General features: G+C 38.6%; 19 protein-coding genes and 1 riboswitch. Of the genes, 7 read left to right on the top strand and 12 right to left on the bottom strand.

Annotated elements, in window-relative coordinates; all coding sequences use genetic code 11:
- Positions 1–10: 10 nt before the first annotated feature.
- The 9 genes from flgK to ACFSW4_RS09075 all read right to left on the bottom strand — a co-directional run bounded on the left by flgK (position 11) and on the right by ACFSW4_RS09075 (position 7,963).
- Complete coding sequence (gene flgK / locus ACFSW4_RS09035) at positions 11–1,573, bottom strand: flagellar hook-associated protein FlgK (RefSeq protein ID WP_377328789.1); 1,563 nt, start codon at positions 1,571–1,573, stop codon at positions 11–13.
- Between the two features lie 21 nt (positions 1,574–1,594).
- Positions 1,595–2,086, bottom strand: coding sequence for a flagellar protein FlgN (locus tag ACFSW4_RS09040; protein WP_377328791.1), 492 nt, complete (start codon positions 2,084–2,086; stop codon positions 1,595–1,597).
- Positions 2,087–2,097: 11 nt separating this feature from the next.
- Complete coding sequence (flgM, locus tag ACFSW4_RS09045) at positions 2,098–2,367, bottom strand: flagellar biosynthesis anti-sigma factor FlgM (RefSeq protein WP_054751751.1); 270 nt, start codon at positions 2,365–2,367, stop codon at positions 2,098–2,100.
- A gap of 70 nt (positions 2,368–2,437) precedes the next feature.
- Positions 2,438–2,836: a TIGR03826 family flagellar region protein gene (locus ACFSW4_RS09050; RefSeq protein WP_054751753.1), complete on the bottom strand. Its 399-nt coding sequence runs from the start codon at positions 2,834–2,836 to the stop codon at positions 2,438–2,440.
- Positions 2,837–2,905: 69 nt separating this feature from the next.
- Positions 2,906–3,586: a ComF family protein gene (locus ACFSW4_RS09055; protein WP_377328793.1), complete on the bottom strand. Its 681-nt coding sequence runs from the start codon at positions 3,584–3,586 to the stop codon at positions 2,906–2,908.
- Entirely contained in the window at positions 3,564–4,910 is a 1,347-nt protein-coding gene (locus ACFSW4_RS09060) for a DEAD/DEAH box helicase (RefSeq protein WP_377328795.1), read from the bottom strand. The genes ACFSW4_RS09055 and ACFSW4_RS09060 overlap by 23 nt, the downstream gene beginning before the upstream one ends.
- A 147-nt stretch (positions 4,911–5,057) precedes the next feature.
- Positions 5,058–5,903, bottom strand: a complete 846-nt coding sequence (locus tag ACFSW4_RS09065) for a DegV family protein (protein WP_054751757.1) — start codon at positions 5,901–5,903, stop codon at positions 5,058–5,060.
- A 158-nt stretch (positions 5,904–6,061) separates the two neighbouring features.
- A complete protein-coding gene (locus ACFSW4_RS09070) occupies positions 6,062–6,760 on the bottom strand; it encodes a response regulator (RefSeq protein ID WP_054751759.1) in 699 nt (232 codons plus the stop codon).
- A gap of 54 nt (positions 6,761–6,814) precedes the next feature.
- A complete protein-coding gene (locus tag ACFSW4_RS09075; protein WP_377328797.1) occupies positions 6,815–7,963 on the bottom strand; it encodes a sensor histidine kinase in 1,149 nt (382 codons plus the stop codon).
- Between the two features lie 150 nt (positions 7,964–8,113).
- On the opposite strand from ACFSW4_RS09075, the gene ACFSW4_RS09080 reads away from it, so the two are divergent.
- Both ACFSW4_RS09080 and ACFSW4_RS09085 read left to right on the top strand, forming a co-directional pair.
- Complete coding sequence (locus tag ACFSW4_RS09080; RefSeq protein ID WP_377328799.1) at positions 8,114–8,755, top strand: YigZ family protein; 642 nt, start codon at positions 8,114–8,116, stop codon at positions 8,753–8,755.
- 361 nt (positions 8,756–9,116) lie between these two features.
- On the top strand, positions 9,117–10,652 hold the full coding sequence (locus tag ACFSW4_RS09085; RefSeq protein ID WP_377328801.1) for a S8 family peptidase: 1,536 nt from the start codon (positions 9,117–9,119) through the stop codon (positions 10,650–10,652).
- 366 nt (positions 10,653–11,018) lie between these two features.
- Here ACFSW4_RS09085 and ACFSW4_RS09090 read toward each other — a convergent pair whose 3' ends face one another.
- Positions 11,019–12,500 (bottom strand): APC family permease, encoded by a 1,482-nt coding sequence (locus ACFSW4_RS09090; protein ID WP_279401245.1) that lies wholly within the window; start codon positions 12,498–12,500, stop codon positions 11,019–11,021.
- 364 nt (positions 12,501–12,864) lie between these two features.
- Between ACFSW4_RS09090 and ACFSW4_RS09095 the strand changes: the two genes are divergently transcribed.
- The 5 genes from ACFSW4_RS09095 (at position 12,865) to ACFSW4_RS09115 (ending at position 17,131) form a co-directional block, all read left to right on the top strand.
- Entirely contained in the window at positions 12,865–13,347 is a 483-nt protein-coding gene (locus ACFSW4_RS09095; protein ID WP_377328803.1) for a hypothetical protein, read from the top strand.
- Positions 13,348–13,478: 131 nt separating this feature from the next.
- Positions 13,479–13,561, top strand: a riboswitch (cyclic di-GMP riboswitch).
- 17 nt (positions 13,562–13,578) lie between these two features.
- Positions 13,579–13,722, top strand: a complete 144-nt coding sequence (locus tag ACFSW4_RS09100) for an anti-repressor SinI family protein (RefSeq protein WP_279401247.1) — start codon at positions 13,579–13,581, stop codon at positions 13,720–13,722.
- Positions 13,723–13,868: 146 nt separating this feature from the next.
- Positions 13,869–14,954, top strand: a complete 1,086-nt coding sequence (locus ACFSW4_RS09105; protein WP_377328805.1) for an AI-2E family transporter — start codon at positions 13,869–13,871, stop codon at positions 14,952–14,954.
- 80 nt (positions 14,955–15,034) lie between these two features.
- Positions 15,035–15,892, top strand: a complete 858-nt coding sequence (locus ACFSW4_RS09110; protein ID WP_054751771.1) for a PucR family transcriptional regulator — start codon at positions 15,035–15,037, stop codon at positions 15,890–15,892.
- Positions 15,893–15,997: 105 nt separating this feature from the next.
- A complete protein-coding gene (locus ACFSW4_RS09115; RefSeq protein WP_377328807.1) occupies positions 15,998–17,131 on the top strand; it encodes an ABC transporter ATP-binding protein in 1,134 nt (377 codons plus the stop codon).
- A 171-nt stretch (positions 17,132–17,302) separates the two neighbouring features.
- Here the strand turns inward: ACFSW4_RS09115 and nagB are convergent, their stop codons facing one another.
- Positions 17,303–18,019, bottom strand: coding sequence for a glucosamine-6-phosphate deaminase (gene nagB / locus ACFSW4_RS09120; RefSeq protein WP_377329010.1), 717 nt, complete (start codon positions 18,017–18,019; stop codon positions 17,303–17,305).
- A gap of 10 nt (positions 18,020–18,029) precedes the next feature.
- Complete coding sequence (gene nagA, locus ACFSW4_RS09125; protein WP_377328809.1) at positions 18,030–19,166, bottom strand: N-acetylglucosamine-6-phosphate deacetylase; 1,137 nt, start codon at positions 19,164–19,166, stop codon at positions 18,030–18,032.
- Positions 19,167–19,206: the final 40 nt, after the last annotated feature.

The following is a 19,206-nucleotide window of genomic DNA, read 5'->3' on the forward strand; positions in this document are numbered from 1 at the left end:
CAGTTATCACCTACCTCCCGACAATACCCAATTGGTTAATGACGCGATCTAGCATTTCATCCACAACAGTTAGGCTACGTGCAGCTGCATTGTAAGCATGTTGAAATTTGATCATGTTTGCCATTTCTTCGTCTAATGAAACTCCACTAACGGCTTGTCGATTGCTTTCGACTGATGATTTTAACTCAGAAGTATTTGATTCCATTCTGTTAGCTTCTTCCGCTTTTATTCCAAGGTCTCCAATCATGGATTCATAATATTTCTGAACAGATTTTCCATCTAAGTCACCTAAAACTGTTTCTCTTACCTCACTTAATTCAAGAGCATGTTTACCATCACCAGGAGCACCATCTGAAGAAGCAGCAATCTTGTTCTCATCATTTTTAATTTCATCAGATACCTTAATCAAGGAAGCCGCATTAAATTCATCGGTGTTTGTCATGTCAAAGAAAGTTCCGCCCTGCTGACCATTAAGTGTAAAACCTTGTTCATGCACATTATTAAAAGTTTCTGCAAACTCGTAAGCCATTTTGTTAATTTGATTAACCATATTATAATAATCTCCAACTGGCTCACCAACAACTGTTCCATTTTCAACAGTGACTTGACCATTTGCATCCATTGTACCTTTTAGAGAGCCAGTGGAATTAAATTCTAATGCATTAAAAGATACCGAATTACCCTCTTGATCAGTTAGATTCACTTGCGAAACTAGCTCTTGACCCTCATGTTCTACAAAATTAAAGCTAAAAGCGCGAGATTCATTTTCCTCTGAAATTAATGTTAAATTTTCCCCATTTTCGTTTTTCAAAGGGTTTCCGTCTTGATCTAAAAGTGTGATTTTAGCAATTCCTTCAGCAGATGCTTTAGAATTACCACCATTACCTATCTTTTCTACCTTAATATTTACGTACTGTGACAGTTCGTCAATTAGTACATCTCGCTTATCGTATAAGTCATTAGGTAGATAACCATTTGGTTCTATTCGGTTAATTTGTTCATTATATTCTTGTATATTATTAATAATTGAATTAACCTGACTACCATTCGTATTTAATTGATTTTTAAATTCACCTTGGACATTCTTTAGTGAACGATCAATATAATGAAACGTTTCTGCTAAGGCCTCTCCACGTTGAGTTACAACCCTTCTCACGCCACCATCTTCAGGGTTAGTCGCTAGGTCCTGTAATGAATTCCAAAACTGATCCATCGCCTTAGCCAATCCTTGATCACTTGGTTCATTCATAATGTCTTCCATACGACTTAAGGCATCTGCTCTAGAGCTCCAGTAGCCATTTTTGTTATTTTCTGTGCGGTACTGAAAGTCTAAAAAAGCATCACGCACACGTTCAATTTGTCCTGCTTGTACGCCTGTCCCCAACTGACCAGGTATTTCAGGTCTGTTTCGTGCCGGTGCTGGAAATGGGCTTGTTTGTTCAAACTGTACGCGCTGTCTTGAATACCCTTCTGTATTGGCATTCGCAATATTATGACTAGTTGTATGTAATGCCGATTGTTGGGTGAAAAGGGCTCTCCTGGCCACCTCTAACCCGTGAAAAGTTGAAGGCATAATCGTCTCTCCTCTACCTGTTTAAGCTTTTGAATCAAACATCGATGTTTGTTGTCTTTGAGGTGCCTGTTTATTTGAATCATAGTTCATTTGCTTGGATTGTGGTTCATACATCTCAAGCGACAAATCAATGAATTGTAATGACTGTTCGATTAATTCCCGGTTTAACTGCTCTTGTTCTTTTAACTGAGCAAGGTTGATCACTAATTTTTCAAAAATCTCCTCAAGTTTTTGTTTAGCCTCTTCGTCGTCCGTCAGTTCGATCAACTGAGTAATGGTCTGTTCTTTTGCGTTTGGCGCATGTTCTTCAAACCACTTCTCTGTCAACTGAATCCTTTTTGATTCCACTTGGTCAATCGCCTGAGCGTGCTTCTTTTCCTTCATGAGTAGCTGGTTAAATTCGTCGATTTGGCTATTTTTAACGAATTCTGTCTTTTGTTTGGAAAGCGCAAGCAGACTTTCATTAAATTGATCAAGTTTCTCCAAGTGGCTGATAATAGTTTGGATAGTCAAAAGACCCTCTCCTATACTCGTTTATTCGTCCAAAAATCAATCATTTTTTCAGCTGTTTTTTGAGGATTCACATCATATTCGTTATTTTGAACTTGTTGTTTAAGATGCTCGACTTTCTCTTTTCTCGCCTGAGCAATTCCTTTACCTTCTTGAAGCTGTTTAGCGGCATTTGAGATTTCAATCTGGTCTTGCTTTTGTTGAGTTGATTTAGCCTGTTCTTGTTTTTGAATCTGATTTTGATAAGGGTTTAATTTTGCTCCGTTTACTCCATTAATTTTCAATCAAAACACCTCTTTTACCGTCCTATTCTTTATTATTAATATCGGCATGTTATTAAAAAAGTTTAGTGCTTTATTTATTTTTATTCACGTTATAGTATGTCATCGTATTTACGGCTTCTTGCTTCACATCGGCCTCTTCAGTCATATTCTTCCTAAGTGTATCAGTGCAGCTTGGGCATAGCTTCCCTTCTGAGATAGGGTTGCCACATTTTTCGCACGGATAATTAAAATTTGGCGCTTGTGATGGGTGAATTCGTTTTTCTTTTATCCATTTTGTAATTAATGATTCTTCAACCCCTGTTTCGCTCGCCACTTCGTACATGGTTGCTGTGCGATTTTTTCTTTTTCTAATAAATTTATAGACTTTCTCGAACTTTTTCTCTTCTTCTTGATAACATTTTTGGCATACTGAAATTGCTCCTTTCACAAATAACTCGCCGCACTGTGGGCAGTTTGCTAACTCTCCCATCGTCATTCCTCCTAAATCAATCTATCAACTATTATACCGTTTATACTGAATGTTCACAAAATAAGTTTTCTAGCTTCTAATGAGTGTAAACGACTGAATGACTTCTGCACCTGAATCAGTTAGAAGCTGTGCCGCCTGTCTCAGCGTCGTTCCCGTCGTATATAAATCATCAACCAATAAGACCTTTTTTGGCGGTAGTTGTGTTAGTTCAAATGGATTTGTTGAAAAAATTCGCTCCTGCTTCGTTTTCTTTGATTGTTTTTCTGAACTTGTTCGTTTAAGTAAATTGAGGATCTTTTCACCTGCTAAACTAGCAATTGCTTCCGCTTGGTTAAACCCTCGTTCATTAAAACGTTCCTCACTTAAAGGAATCGGAACAATCGCAAAATCTTTTAGTGATACAAACGTTTGTTTGATTTCTTCTTTAAACACATAAATGAGTTCATAATCTCCGCGGTATTTAAAGAGCGTCATGATTTCTTTCATGAATTCGTTATACGTAAAAATGGACATGTTCCTCTTAAGCGGATCACGTCCATCAAGTCGTTCCCGCCAGGCAAAACAGTCACCGCATAAGTTAAGTGATTCTTTTAAAGGACGCATGCAAATTTGACAGTGATGGTTTGAGACTTCTATTAGTCTTTCAAATTGACTCTCGCAATCTGCGCAAATTTGTTTCTCGGCTGAGGTAAATAGCGTCGACCAAGTTGTGTCAGGTTGCAAATGTTTATAACAAATGAGGCAGTGCATGTTCCTGCTCCTTCCATTTCTTTGCTTTATGGTTCATCACTAATGAATAATGTTTCGACCGGACCATCGCATTTGTTTTCACTTCTGCAAAAAACGTCACGTTTCCATTTGGATCATTAGCACTTCTTCCTGCACGTCCAGCAATTTGAACCAGTGCCGCTTCATCAAATACATCATGATCGGCTTGAATAACGGCAACATCGATCGAGGGAAATGTCACCCCTCGTTCTAAAATGGTCGTCGTAATGAGGGCCTGAAATTTGTTGTAGCGAAACTGTTTGACGAGGTCTTCCCGGTCTGGGTGCTCTGCATAGACGTAAGGAGTATGGTTTAATAATGTAGACAATTGCTTAGCCATTTCTACCGTCGGGGTGAACAACAGGTAACGACGATTACCTCTATCGTTAATCCACTTCTCAATTTGATTCGGAAGAGTTCCCTCAAGAATTTGCTTTTCAATTTTTTTATTATATTGAAACGACGGAACGGGTAAAGGGTGGCCGTGGAATCTCATTGGAATCGAAACAGTAGGGATAAGGTTAAGCTTGGACTTTAGTTTTAGGTTGGTACGCGGAGTTGCGGTTAAGTATATTAAGGTGTGTTTTTCTTTGACGGCGCGTTTAACGGCTTTTGGCAAGGCTGGGTCTTTATGGTACGGGAATGCATCCACTTCATCAACGATCATGACATCAAACGCACAATCATAACGAAGCAGCTGGTGCGTGGTTGCAATAACGAGCTGCGCCTGTTCATCAACTTCAGATGACCCGCCATAGAGAGCCGCGGACTTCACATTTGGAAAATCTTTTCTAAGTCTAGGAGCTAATTCCCTTACAACGTCAGCTCGTGGCGTCGCTATGCATAGTTTCATAGAATGGCTAGCTGCGTAAGAGATTCCTTCATATAACATCTCAGTTTTTCCTGCGCCACAAACGGCATGAATGAGCAAAGACCCGTTCAGTTTTATCTGATTCACTAGTTCATTAGAGGCATGCTCCTGAAGAGGAGTCAAATCCCCACCCCAGACACAAGGATTTTGAACCTGCTCATATACTGGTGCCGGCCCATTCCATTGGTATAACGGCTCACACTCGCTCACTCTACCCATATTAATACACTTCCGGCAATATATATGACCAGACGGCAACTTACCAAAATATTTACGTCCTTGGTTAAAGCACCTTTGGCATTGATGCTGATGAATACCTGGAATTTCAGTTAGTAAATTTTGATTGATTAAATATTGGAAGGTTGGTTCATCTAAATGAAGCTCTTGCTTAAGAAGGCGTTTTCCGTGGAATAGCGAGGCAAAATGGTCGTTCAACTATGTTTACTCCTTTCAGATGTGTGGTTGTATCGGTCAGTTTTCCGATTTTATCGATCACTTTTCAAAATTTATCGTTCAGTTTTATAAAAATATCGGTCAATTTCCACTTTTAAAAACAGGCAAGCCAACAGCCTGCCTGTCTCATTAACTAACTTTATACCAGCAAAGGCCAATACCACCTTCACCCAAATGCGTTCCGATGACAGGCCCAAAATAACTGATGACAAATTCAACGTTTGGATACTTCTGTTCAAGTTCTTCTTTCCAGTTTTGCGCAATTTCCTCGCGCTGAGCGTGGATAATGCAAGCTTTGACCTTCTCCGAACCGTCAGACGTTTCTTTTAACAGCTGCTCCATCCGTTTGAATGCTTTCTTGCTTGTACGAATCTTCTCAAATGGAACGATTTTTTTATCTTCAAAGTGAAGAAGTGGTTTAACCTGTAGCAAGCTACCGACCATCGCTTGTGCACCACTGAGTCGACCACCGCGTGCCAAATGGCTTAAGTCATCTACCATGAAGTAGGCACGCATGTTTTCTTTTATTTCATTTAATTCTTTTATAATATCTTCAGGTGCTGTGCCTTCATTTGCCATTTCAGCTGCTCTTAACGCATAGAAGCCTTGCGCCATACAGCTGATTTCAGAGTCATATGGGTACACCTTAACATTGTCAACAGATTGTCCAGCCGAAACCGCCGCTTGGTATGTCCCGCTGATCCCGCTTGATAAATGAATGGATATAATAGCATCGTACTCTTTAGATAATTCCTCGTATTTATTTAGGACATCACCGATCGACGGCTGAGATGTTTTAGGAAGCTCGTCCGAGGTACGGACCTTATCGTAAAACTCTTTTGTCGAAATGTCATATAATTCACGATAGCTTTCCTGACCGAACGTCACAGCTAAAGGCACCACATGAATGTTTAGCTCTTCTAATTGTTCTTCGGGTATGTAGGCTGTACTATCCGTTACAACAACCGTTTTCATTCCCTCTCCCCCCTCTTTTTCTTACTATAAATTTTACTATATAACAAAAATAATTGCGATACTATTTTCAGGTTAGAATCATGACATTAGCCGACCCACTCTCACAAGATATCGACCTTTCACATATAAAAAACGCCGGGGCTCCCCGGCGTTTCACCTTACTTTACTTCAACCCAGCCGTTTTTGATTGCTGTCACTACGGCTTGCGTTCGGTCGTTAACGTTCATTTTTTGCAATATGTTTGATACATGGTTTTTAACCGTTTTTTCACTGATGTATAATCTTTCTGAGATGCCTCGGTTGCTTTGTCCGTCTGTCATAAGCTGGAGCACTTCACATTCACGTCTTGTTAGTAAGTGAAGTGGCTTACGATATTCTATTGGCTGAAATGCCGTGTTCGAACCTGAACCACTCGAATTCACACCAGCTAAAGCTAACCTGTGATAATCCTTTACTAAATTATGAGTGACTTTAGGATGAACATAAGAGCCGCCGTTACTTACAATCTTGATGGCATTAACGAGCTCATCCGTATCCATTTCCTTAAGCATATATCCGAGCGCACCGGATTTAAGCGCGTGCGTCACGTAAGATTCGTCATCATGAATCGATAAAATAATCACTCGTAAATCCTCAAATTTATTAATCAATTTGCGTGTTGCTTCTACACCATTAATATTAGGCATGTTGATATCCATAATCACGATATCTGGGTTCGTATCCTCAACGATCTTCATCGCATCCGAACCATCGCCACCTTCAGCAACTACTTCAAAACTTTCTTCAAATTCTAATATACGTTTAACACCTTCACGGAATAATTTATGATCATCAATTAACGCGATTCTAGTTCCCATTTGACAACCTCCTAAATTTTCGAATCTATTCACAGTATAACGAATGCCCTATATTTATTGGTCATCGTAAACGTTTGGTAAAGAAATTTTAACTTTTGTGCCTTGACCTAATTCAGATTCAACCTTTAAGTTGCCGTCCAACATTTCAATTCTCTCTCTCATTCCAATTAAACCAAACGATTGGTTTTTATTCGCCTCTTGGTCAAATCCAATACCATCGTCAATCACGCGAATATTTAGCCTATGATCTGTTGCTTCAAATTGTACGCGAATAATTTTCGCTTGAGCGTGCTTGACCGCATTTTGAACAGCTTCCTGTACCATTCGAAAAACTGCCGCTTCAAACTTATGCCCATATCGCATTTCCTTACCTTTAAACTCAAAAATGATTTTGAGCTCGTGATATTCCTCAATTGTTGAGAGGTACCTACGTAAAGTCGGAACTAGTCCTAAGTCGTCCAGCGCCATTGGTCGTAGATCATAAATAATTCTACGCACTTCATACAGCGCACTTCTCGCCATTTCTTTCATTTCTTTTATCTCTTTTAGCGCTTCGTCCATACCACGCTGCTTAATCGTCTTGTCAATAATATCTGAACGAATTAGTACATTAGCAAGCATTTGAGCCGGTCCATCATGGATCTCCCTAGATAAATTTCGGCGTTCTTCCTCTTGGGCTTCAATAATTTTAAGCCCAAACTCATGCTTTTGCTTCGCAGACTCTAACGCGTCATTCACTTCTTTAAAATCTTCTTGAAGATAAGTTAAAATCACATTGATTTTACTCATCAACTTTTCGGCTCTTTGAACACTATTTGCTAATGTTTTAATTCGTTGTTCCAAATCGTCACGCCGTTTTATTAACGCAACTTCCTTTTGTCTTTGAACAACTAACTGAGTTTGTAGTTCGTGTGTATTGTTATACACCTGGCGAACCTCTTCTTCAGAATATTGTTCAAAGTTTTTACTTACCTCGGATAACCGCACTCTAGAAGCTTTAAGTCGTCTCTCTAATTCGTCGCTCTCACTAATTATATTCTCTACCTCACGCTTAATTTCCTTCACTTCTTTATTAAGTGTATCTTGTTGTTTCCGTGATTCTTCACCAATCTCAAAGACTTCTTGTTTGCTATTGGTGACAACAGAAATCATTTCATCAATTACGGAATCTAGTGCTTTTTCATGATCTTTGACAACTGACATGACTAATTCCTCCATTGTAAGTATAACATTTCGAAAGATTTTAAATATTCGTGAGGGTGTAGTCACATTTTATCATTAAATATCCTATAGCACACCTTTTGCTCGAAATTTGTAATAACATTATAATATAAGAAGAGAGGGGTACGTGTTATGTTAGAAAAATATTTAACGATTAAAGAAACAGGCTCTCACGAAATCGTGATCCAAAAGTCTAGATTTATTGGCCATGTTAAACGAACGGAAACCGAAGAAGAAGCTCAAGAATTTATAAATTCAATTAAAAAACAACATAAAGACGCCACACATAATTGCTCTGCTTATATGATTGGCGAACAAAACTTAACCCAAAAAGCCCAGGACGACGGTGAACCTAGTGGAACTGCTGGTGTACCAATGCTTGAAGTCCTTAAAAAGATGGACTTAAAAGATACGACTGTTGTCGTAACGAGATATTTCGGTGGAATTAAACTAGGTGCAGGCGGACTCATCCGTGCTTATTCAAATGCAACATCTGAAGCTATCAAACATATTGGTGTTGTCGAGCGCACTTTAATGAAAGAAATACTCATTAAAGTAGATTACGGCCTAATTGGTAAATTAGAAAATGAATTACGTAATAGTGAATATTTAATGGGCGATACGGAGTATTTGGATCAAGTCACCTTTCATGTCTTTGTTCCTATTTCAGACGTTGACACATTTAAAACCTGGATGATTGACCTGACGTCAGATCAAGCTCATCTATCTGAAGGTGATGAGCGTTATGTAGAAAAGGATATTTCATTAGCTTAAGATGCTTGCCTATGACGGCGAGCATCTTTTTTAATAAAAAAATTCCCCCAAAAATAATTTTGGGGGCAAAATAAAAAGATAGCGTCTAAATAACCCTTTATGATCGAGGTCAATTATCATTTTATTATTTTTATATAACGACTGCAATACTTTGTGAGTTGATAAATAAATTTGTTTTTAGCATAAAAAAATGAACTTTTTATTAAAATTTTTTCATAAAATTGTAACTAATTTTACTTAATAATTATTACAAATAAACTAGTCCTTTATTCTTATTTTTTCAAAATATGAAGGATAATCAGAATTTACTAAGAAAATAGTTATAGTGTTTCACCAAAAAATTGGGGGAGGAATTATTTATATGAAAAAAGTACTAACATTGATTGCAGCTATTGCAATCGCGTTATTTTCTTTCTCGGCTCTAGGAGTTGGAGCTGATGAAGAAGAAAATTATTACTCGGTTGTGCTAAAGAACAATGCACAAGTTGAGAAGTTTAAAGGCGATCTTTCATTAACAGATGCCGAGATCGTATATGAAGTACCTGAAATTGGTTACTACCAAGTTAAAGGTACGGCTGGTGATTTAAACCAAATTAAGGGATTCAAAGGTGTACAAGCTGCAAGTCTTTCATTATCTTGGGACTTACCTGAATCTCAAAAAATTGAGTTTAGCGGAGATTTAGATCTTTCAGGTGACTTAAATGGTGATTTATATGGTGATCTATACGGAGATTTAAATGGAGATCTTTTAGGCGACCTTAACGGAGACCTATTAGAAGAAGCTGGCATGGAGATGCCTGGCTTTTGGCCAATCCAGTGGGACATTCAGCGCATTACTGAAAATGGTGCAAGCTATGCTGAGCACACTGGTTCTCACGATACAGTAGTAGCGGTTATTGATACTGGAATCAACCCGTATCATATCGACTTAGCACCGAACTTAATGCCTGGTTCTAAAAACTTTGTACCTGCTGGTGGTTTCCAAGGTACTGAACCAAGTGAAACTGGTGACCCTAATGACTTTGTAGACAAACACGGTCATGGTAGTCACGTTTCTGGTTCAATCGCAGGTGCTGGTAACGGTATGTTAGGTGTAGCTCCAGACTTAGGTCTACGTGCTTACCGCGTATTCGGTACTAGCTCAGCTGAATCGGCTTGGATTTATAAAGCGATGATCGCAGCTGCTGATGATGGTTCCGATGTATTATCGATGAGCCTTGGTGGATGGGATCTATTCGGTCAAACATTTGTTAAAAATGAAGATGGAAAATGGGAAAACGCTGGTAATGATGTAGCAGACTATGTTGCTTACAAGCGTGCTGCAAATTACGCTGAAGAAAAAGGCGCGGTTGTGGTCGTTGCAGCAGGTAATGATGGCCTTGACCTAAGCAACAACAATCAGGTGATGAACTACTTACAATCAGCATATGGTAGTGAAAACGTTGAGTTCCGTGGAACAGCTAAAACAGTTCCAGCTCAGTTATCAAACGTTGTGAACGTTTCTGCTACTGGTCCAGAAGATGTTTTAGCAGAGTATTCTAACTATGGTGCAGGTCAAATTGACATTGCAACTGTAGGTGGAGACACACGTCTATATAACTGGTATGCATCGCAAGGACGTTTAGATGAGTATCTTGCAAATAATATGCACTACTTCGAATTCAACTTAAGTGCAGACAGTGCTTCAAATGATGGTTACTACTTCAGTGTTGGTACATCAATGGCTACGCCTAAAGTATCTGCTGTAGCTGGTCTAATTATTGACCAAAACAATGGTGACTTATCTCCTGCACAAGTGAAGCGTGAATTACTAAATGGTGCAGTTGAAGAAGTCAATGGCCAAGATAAGAAAAAATTCGGTAACGGTCACTTAAACGCATTAAATGCAGTACAATAATTAACACTAAAACGAACTCGCTACTCTTAGCGAGTTCGTTTTTTTTATGTCATAGGTTACACGAACACTTCCCCTCAGAATACGGACAATTCACCCGATCACGCGAACACTTCACCTCTGGATACAGACAGTTCCTACGGTCACGTGAACACTTCTCCCCGGAATGCGGACAATTCACCCGATTTCACGAAAACTTCACCTCTAGATACGGACAGTTCCTACGGCCACGCGAAACAGTTTTTGCTCACTGCGGGCGGATTTTCCCTAACGAGGAGTTAAACTCTCCTCACGGCGGGTTGGTTCCCTCCTTAACATCATTTCCATAAAAAAAGCTGCCCTAAATCTCATTTAGAGCAGCCCCACATATTAATCTTCTTTATCTGTTAATTTAAATTTCTCTTTTCCTAAAATTAAATAAGCTAAATCTTCACGATCATAACTCTGTAAATCTTTTCGCTTAACTAAGTAGAAAATAAAGCCTAGCACAATCCAAATCACTAATGCCCATAACGACTCAGAACCTAGTGCAGCCGGCGAATTCGGATATAGTAATAATATTAAGAAACCAACACTTGATACCATTCCTAAAATAGCGATAAATTTTTTACCTGGTGAAACGATGTGAAGTGTTTCATCAAACTCACTTCCTTGATCATTCCACTTAAGTAAGCTATATGCTGTATAACAAGTATAGAAATAAGCAATGGATACACCTAGAGAAGACATATTAACAATCCAACCTAGTACTTCACGACCAAACCATGGAGCAAGGATTGCAACAATGGCAGCGAAAATAATCGCAAAGTATGGTGTATTATGCTTAGAATGCAATTTAGAAAAGGCGTTCGGTAGCACTTTACCTCTTGCCATAGCGAATAATACACGGCTTGCTGAAATTAAAAATCCGTTTAAGCCTGTGAAGATCCCCATAGATAAAGCGACTACTAAAATAACTAATCCGCCAGTTCCTAATACGTCTTGAACGACAGTACCTGTTCCCCACTGAAGACCTGCAGATGACGTATCCTGCCAAGGAGCTGCGACAGCTGTTGTGATGATCATAAATGAATAGATAATCGCAGCAAATAATAATGCCATCATAATTAACGTTAACGCTTTTCGTGCTGAGAATTTGAACTCTTCTGCAGCTTGTGGTACGTTATCAAACCCGACATAAGCAAATGGTGCAATCGCAACAATGGTTAAGATTGCTGCTAGCGGTGATACTTCTGGGCTAAATACAGGATTCATGTTACTAAATGACGCCCCGCTATTCGTCGTCATAAAGCCTGTTAATGAAAATACTCCCAAGATTAAAATCATAACAAATATAAATTGCATGCGACCAGATAATCCTGATCCTTTAATATTTAGATAAGTGAAAAATGCAACTAATAAAGTAACTATAATAATTTCAGTAAAATAAACATCCCAGCCTGCAACAGTATAAATCTTCATATTTTGAATGAAATCAGGGAAAACGAATTTAAGCATCAATGCAAAAGCTGTCGCGTTTAACGCCACAATACATATGTACCCTAACGTTAAGAACCAACCACTAATATAAGCGTGTACACGGTTTAAGCTTAAAAATGCATAAGCAAATTCCCCGCCTGAAACCGGGTAATTCCTGATCAGCACTCCATAACTGATTGCAATAATAGCCATTAATACAGCGCCAATACTCAATCCTAAAATAACGCCTAATGGCCCAGCACCAGCCATCCAATCAGCAGGTAGTACAAATGACCCCCAACCAATTGATGAACCTAATGCTATGGCCCATACCCAATGTGGTTTGAGTGTCTTACTTAGTTTCTTTCTCTCCAGTCCATTTCCAGAACTCAATTTTAAAACCCCTTTATATTTAGTTTTTTCACAACTATAACCGCTATTTTACCACTACGGTTCATCATATAAAAAACAGGTTTGGACAACTAAAACGCACCATGAAATAGCATTTACGCTCTAATAAGGTCCTCAGTTATTGAGAGGTTACCATAAAACGGTTTTTGCTTCATTTTGTCCAAATCTGTCACATCATTGTTTATTTTCCCCGAAATGTACCGTATAAATCATATTTTTTTTGACGAAGATGAAATAAGAACAAAGGAATTATTGTACAGAGAAAGGCTGACGGCATGACATGCGTAAATTTCTCCTGATTTTAAGTATCTTAATCATTTATTTTGTTATTAATGGTGTCAACACGGTGGATCGTATATTAGACTATAATTTCACTTCTGAGAAACAATCTGAGACGAATCAAGATAAAGAGTCCTATACTTGGACAGACGATGTGTTACCTAGAACCCCAACAAACCAGACAACCCAACCCGATGAAGATGACATTATTAACAAGTATGAAACGAGCTATGAAGAATTAAAACAAGAAACCATAACCGAAGTTGAGCAAATTAAAGAAAACGTACTATCTGAACTTGAAGAAGACCCAAACCCACTCAAGCTTGGAGCAATGGCTATTAAATATGAACAAAAAGCAACGGAACTGGAAAATGATATCGATCAGAAGTTTGAGGAATTATTTGAGGCGTTTGAGCAAGAGCTAGATCGTTATGGGTATTCCAAAGCATCAGTTGTAAAGCTGGAGCGAAAATATAAAAGTACAAAAACAGACCTTAAAAATGAACTTGTAAAAGAAGCAAGTGCTTGGATGGAAGGCAGAAAATTTTAATTTTCGACAAGAAAATACTTTAACATTAAAATTAATTGAAAATTTAGTAAAAAAGTCTCGGAATTTTTAGATGAAAAAGGGGTAACATTTTCCTAGTAAAGCTTATACAATTAAATTAAGATAAAGTCGATGCAGTTTAAAGGCAAACCTTTTGAAAAAAAGGGACGCAAAGCGAGTGGTCTAAGGGGAAACCTAAGACAGCACAGCTGCCTCATCTGTTGGGGGAGGAAAATGGTCACTATGACGCATTACCAAAAAGCTACAGAAAAACAACTGGATCGAGAATGGGTACTACTAATGAAAAAAGCAAAAGAAATGGGTATTAGTAAAAGAGAAATAAGAAAATTCATTGATGTTGAACGACCAAGTATATAACTTACAAACGGCCGTGGACAGTGAGTTCACGGTATCTTTATGTTTAGAGACTATTATTTTGGAAATACTAGAACCATAAATAAGTAGACTAGCAAATTTTACTATATTACAATATGACTATACATTTTAGAGAGTTGGTGAAATACGTGCCTAATGGAAAATGGTTCCGAATCGGTTATGCTGTCATCATCATTATGGTAATCATCTTTCTATCGACAAAGATACAGTTTATCTTCTCCCCCCTATTCGTTTTAGCTCAAACAATTTTTACACCATTAATTATTGCAGGGATTTTATATTATTTAACAAGACCCATTGTCGATGTACTAGATAATAAAATGCCGCGGCCGGTTGCGGTGTTAATTGTATTTTTAACAGGGATTGGTTTATTAGTTGGCTTAGTCATGTTAGTTTATCCTGAACTTCAAAAACAAATTGAAAATTTTGCTGAACAGGTGCCCACATTTATTGATGAAGCCAATCAATTTTTACTATCTGTGCAAAACAGTGAATGGTTTAATCGAATTTCTCCTGACCAACAAGCCATCACCGAATGGTTAAGGAGTTTAGAAACCAACTTAACAGATATTGCTTCTAATTTAGCTGGAAACATCACGACCTATTTAGGTGTCGTTGCTAGTGCCATTATTGTTCTAATTGTTGTACCTTTTGTATTGTTTTATTTACTTAAAGACGGTGAGCGTTTACCAAAGAGAATCATCAGCTTTTTACCGAAGAAATATAAGTATGAAGTAGGCGAGATTCTAGATGAGATGGATGATGCGTTAAGTAATTACATTCAGGGCCAGATTATTGTTAGTTTCTGTGTTGGGATACTGATCTATATTGGCTACTTGATTATCGATTTAAAATTCGCGTTAATTCTAGCATTTATTGCCTTATTTACAAACTTTATTCCATTTATCGGTCCATGGATTGGAACAGCACCAGGCGTTATTGTCGGTTTATTTGAATCACCACTTCAAGCACTGTTAGTAGTCATCGTAGCCGTTGTCGTTCAGCAAATTGAAAGTAATTTAATATCACCACAAGTCATGGGTAAAAAATTAAACGTCCACCCTATTACGATTATTTTCTTACTATTATTTGCTGGTAAATTCGGCGGAGTTGTAGCAATGATTATCGCGGTACCAACTTATGCAGTCGGTAAAGTTATTGTCAGTCACATTTACCGCATTATTAAACTACGAAATAAAGAGATGTTTGATTAAGGTTGTCTCAATTGAGGCAGCCTTTTTTACTGACTTGTCTGATATAATAGCTTTAAAGACTGATTAAAGGAGAACGTTTGATGGATTTTCAAAAATTAGTAGAGTTGTTTCCTAATTTAAAACGAGTTCATTCTGAGCCTAAACATTCTTTTACCTTTCGTATACAGGGGCAGCTTTATGCTATACCGGAAAAAGACTTAACTTATGATTATAAACAGATTATAAAAGCCTTTGCGGATCATGAACTTATACATACTAATGAAGAAAAAAACTGGCTGGACTTTCTTAATGGACTTAGCTCTGAGCGACCTATCCAGGGACAAAACATTCGCCTAACCATCATGCAAATACAAAATAATTCTGAACAGCAGGACACACTCAAAGAGTCCATTTCTTTACTCTTAAATAAGTCAGTTTTATTTCTGTGGGAGAAACCTAATTTGCTTGTGTTGCTTGAATCATTATGTGGTGATTATGAGCCAATTCCCTTTGAAGAAATTATCGACGTGATGAGTGACGATTTAGATTTGAATTTGAGGTTAATGATAAGTAACCCACTTAAAGTAGATGAAAAAACGCCTGAATTTTATAAGTGGTTTATTGATACGGCTGATAAGGTATTTACTAAAACGTCTAAACGATTAGTCAAACAAGGAGATGCTCTAATCCTTCTTCTTCCTGAAAAATACACATTTGGGGAACGTGAATATTTTGGCCAGTCGATTTTACAAAACAGTTCGGATGACGAAGACTTAATTAAAACCATCAAAACCGTCATTGAACATCAAGGGAATGTGACCGCTGCAGCGAAAACATTATATATGCACCGAAACAGTGTTCAGTACCGATTGGATAAATTTCAAGAACTGACGGGGCATGATATCAAAAACTTTAACGACATGCTAAACGTTTACTTAGCGATTCAGTTAATAGAATGATAGATATGCACAAAAAATTCTGAGTTTTTTGTGCAATCTTTCTATATGAAAGCGATTTCGCCTAAGGTACACTTAAATTAACACTTTTATATTGGGGGAATTGACATGGCAGAGTTACGTTTAGAAAACATTAATAAAATCTATGAAAAAGATGTACATGCGGTACAAGATTTTAATTTACATATTCAAGATAAGGAGTTTATCGTTTTTGTCGGTCCTTCGGGCTGTGGTAAATCGACGACTCTACGAATGATCGCAGGACTTGAGGAAATTACATCAGGAGAATTTTATATTGGTGATGACAAAATGAACGATGTGGCACCGAAAAACCGTGATATTGCGATGGTTTTCCAGAACTATGCACTGTACCCGCATATGAACGTTTATGATAACATGGCGTTCAGTTTAAAACTTCGTAAGGTTAATAAAAAGGAAATTAAAGAACGCGTTCAGAGAGCAGCTGAAATTCTAGGACTTGAAGACTTGCTTGACCGTAAACCTAAAGCCTTATCTGGTGGTCAGCGTCAGCGTGTAGCATTAGGCCGCGCGATCGTCCGTGATGCTAAAGTATTCTTAATGGATGAGCCATTATCAAACTTAGATGCGAAATTACGTGTCCAAATGCGTGCTGAGATTCAAAAGCTTCACAAACGCCTACAGACGACAACGATTTATGTCACGCACGACCAAACAGAGGCCATGACCATGGCAACTCGTCTGGTTGTTATGAAAGACGGCGTAATCCAGCAAGTCGGTTCACCTAAAGAAGTTTACGATAAGCCGAATAATGTGTTCGTTGGCGGATTTATCGGATCACCTGCCATGAACTTCTTAAAAGGAACATTAAATGAAAATTCAATTACGGTTGAAGATCACGATATCGCTGTACCTGAAGGTCGCATGAAGGTGTTACGCGATTTAGATTATGTTGGTAAAGAAGTCATTCTCGGCATTCGTCCTGAAGACCTTCATGATGAACCAGCATTTTTACAAACGGCAGAAGGTGCTTCGTTCAAAGCTGATGTAGAAGTGGCTGAGTTAATGGGCTCAGAGTCTTATCTCTATTCTAAAATTGGCGACCAAGAATTCACAGCCCGCGTGGATGCTCGCTCAAACGTCGATGCTGGCCAAGCGATTACACTAGCCGTTGACATGAACAAAGCTCACTTCTTTGATGCTGATTCTGAAGAACGCATTGACTATCAACGACAAGAACAAGAAGAAACTCAAGAAGCATAAACAGGAAAGGAGTTCGTCTGAGGTGACGAACTCCTTTTTTATTGGTCTTCATGTGCTCCCTAATTCGTTTGGATGCTTCTTTATTTAGGTTCAAGGTTCCCCTATCGACACTCGCGCTCTCCCAAATAGCGCTATAGCGCTCACCAGGTCCCTAACTCAATTTACGCAAATTCAACTGTCCTTCTCTCCATAAATCACTTTTACACGATCGTGCTGCAAAAGAGCGCTCGCTGGGAAGTCCTCGTATACCTCACCTTCCATCAACTGCTTGATAGCTGGTTGTTTATGTTCACCGAAGGCAAGCAATATAATTTCTCGGCTTTCCATTATGTTACCGATCCCCATGGTAATCGCTTGTTTTGGAACTTCCTCCTTCGTATCGAAAAATTTCGCATTTGCTTCACGGGTCGAATCAGTCAAATTAACAACATGAGTTCTTGCATCAAAGGCTGTTCCAGGTTCATTGAAACCAATATGGCCGTTAATACCTAGCCCTAAAATTTGAAGATCAATAGGACCTTCTTTAGCTAATAACCTCTCGTATCGCTGACATTCCTCTTCCAAGTCTCCCGTTTCACCGTCTGGTATGTGAACATGATCGTCTTTAAGATTAATAAATTGAAACAGATGTTTTTGCATATACTGATGATAACTTTGTGGGTGGTCTTGATGAATCCCGACATACTCATCTAAATTAAATGTTTTAACTTTATGAAAATCAACCTGTCCATGTTGATACGCCTGGACTAAGTTTTCATATAATCCAACTGGCGTGCTACCTGTTGCTAGACCTAACGCGGCATGTGGATTTTCTTGAATCACCTTCACAACTTTATCAGCAGCCTTTTGACTCAACTCTTTATAACTATTAACTTTTAAAAACTCCATCTCATTCACCTTATTCATACAAAACACCCTTGCAGAAGTTTTTTTGCACATTAAAATTAGAATCTACCAGAACCAAATCGGCCTCTTTACCGATGGTGATACTCCCTTTTCGGTCAAAAACTCCTAACTGCTTAGCGGGATTAACCGATGCCATTTGTATGCATTCTTCAAAACTCGCACCTGCAACCTTCATCATATTCCGGCAAGCTTGATCCATCGTTAAAACACTCCCAGCAAGCGTTCCGTCATCAAGTGTAGCTTTCCCGTTTTCAACTGTCACATCCTGACCTCCAAGTGAATAGGTGCCGTCGGGCATTCCTTTTGCCCGCATCGCATCAGTAATGAGGATTAACCGATCAGGTCCAATCGTTTTATAAATTAACTGAAGCATATCATCACCTACGTGGATGCGGTCGGCAATAAGTTCACTCTTTAGCTCATCTAAAAGCATCGCCGTTCCCACAGCACCAACATCTCGGTGATGAATGCCGTTCATCGCGTTACATAGGTGCGTCATTTGATGAACGCCACGCGAAACAGCTTTTCTAATCTCACTCGAATTGGCATCCGTATGACCAGCGGAAACGTTAACGTCCTGCTCTACCAAATAACGAATCAGCTCACCTTCATCATCAAGTTCCGGCGCTAAGGTTACAGTTTTTATACGGTGGTTTGCTAACGCCACCCATTTTTTCATAAGTTCCACATCAGGTTTCACGATATATTCCTTTGGCTGAGCACCTGCTTTTTTCTTTTCAACAAAAGGGCCTTCAATATGGAGACCAAGTATCTCTGCTCTGCCCTGATACTGATCGTTAGCGGCTGTTTTAAGCACTCGTTCTATGTCTTCATGTTTGCTAGTGATCGTCGTTGGAACAAATGATGTAACACCTTCTTTGACAATCGTGCGTGAAATTTCCTCGATCGCATCAACGGTTCCATCCATCACATCCGCTCCACCAGCTCCGTGAATATGACCATCGATGAACCCGGGAATCAAATGATGCCCTTCCCCATCTACAGATTCATCGGCTTCAATTAGTTCATTACTAATGTGCTTAATCACTCCGTCTTCTATTAAAACGTGGTGATTATTCAAGATGCCTTTCTCTGTATAAACCTGGACATCTTTAATTAGTTTATTCATACAATCACCTTTGAACTTTAATTTTATTAAATACTATTAA

It is taken from the genome of Piscibacillus salipiscarius, assembly GCF_042685285.1.
GTDB lineage: Bacteria > Bacillota > Bacilli > Bacillales > Alkalibacillaceae > Piscibacillus > Piscibacillus salipiscarius.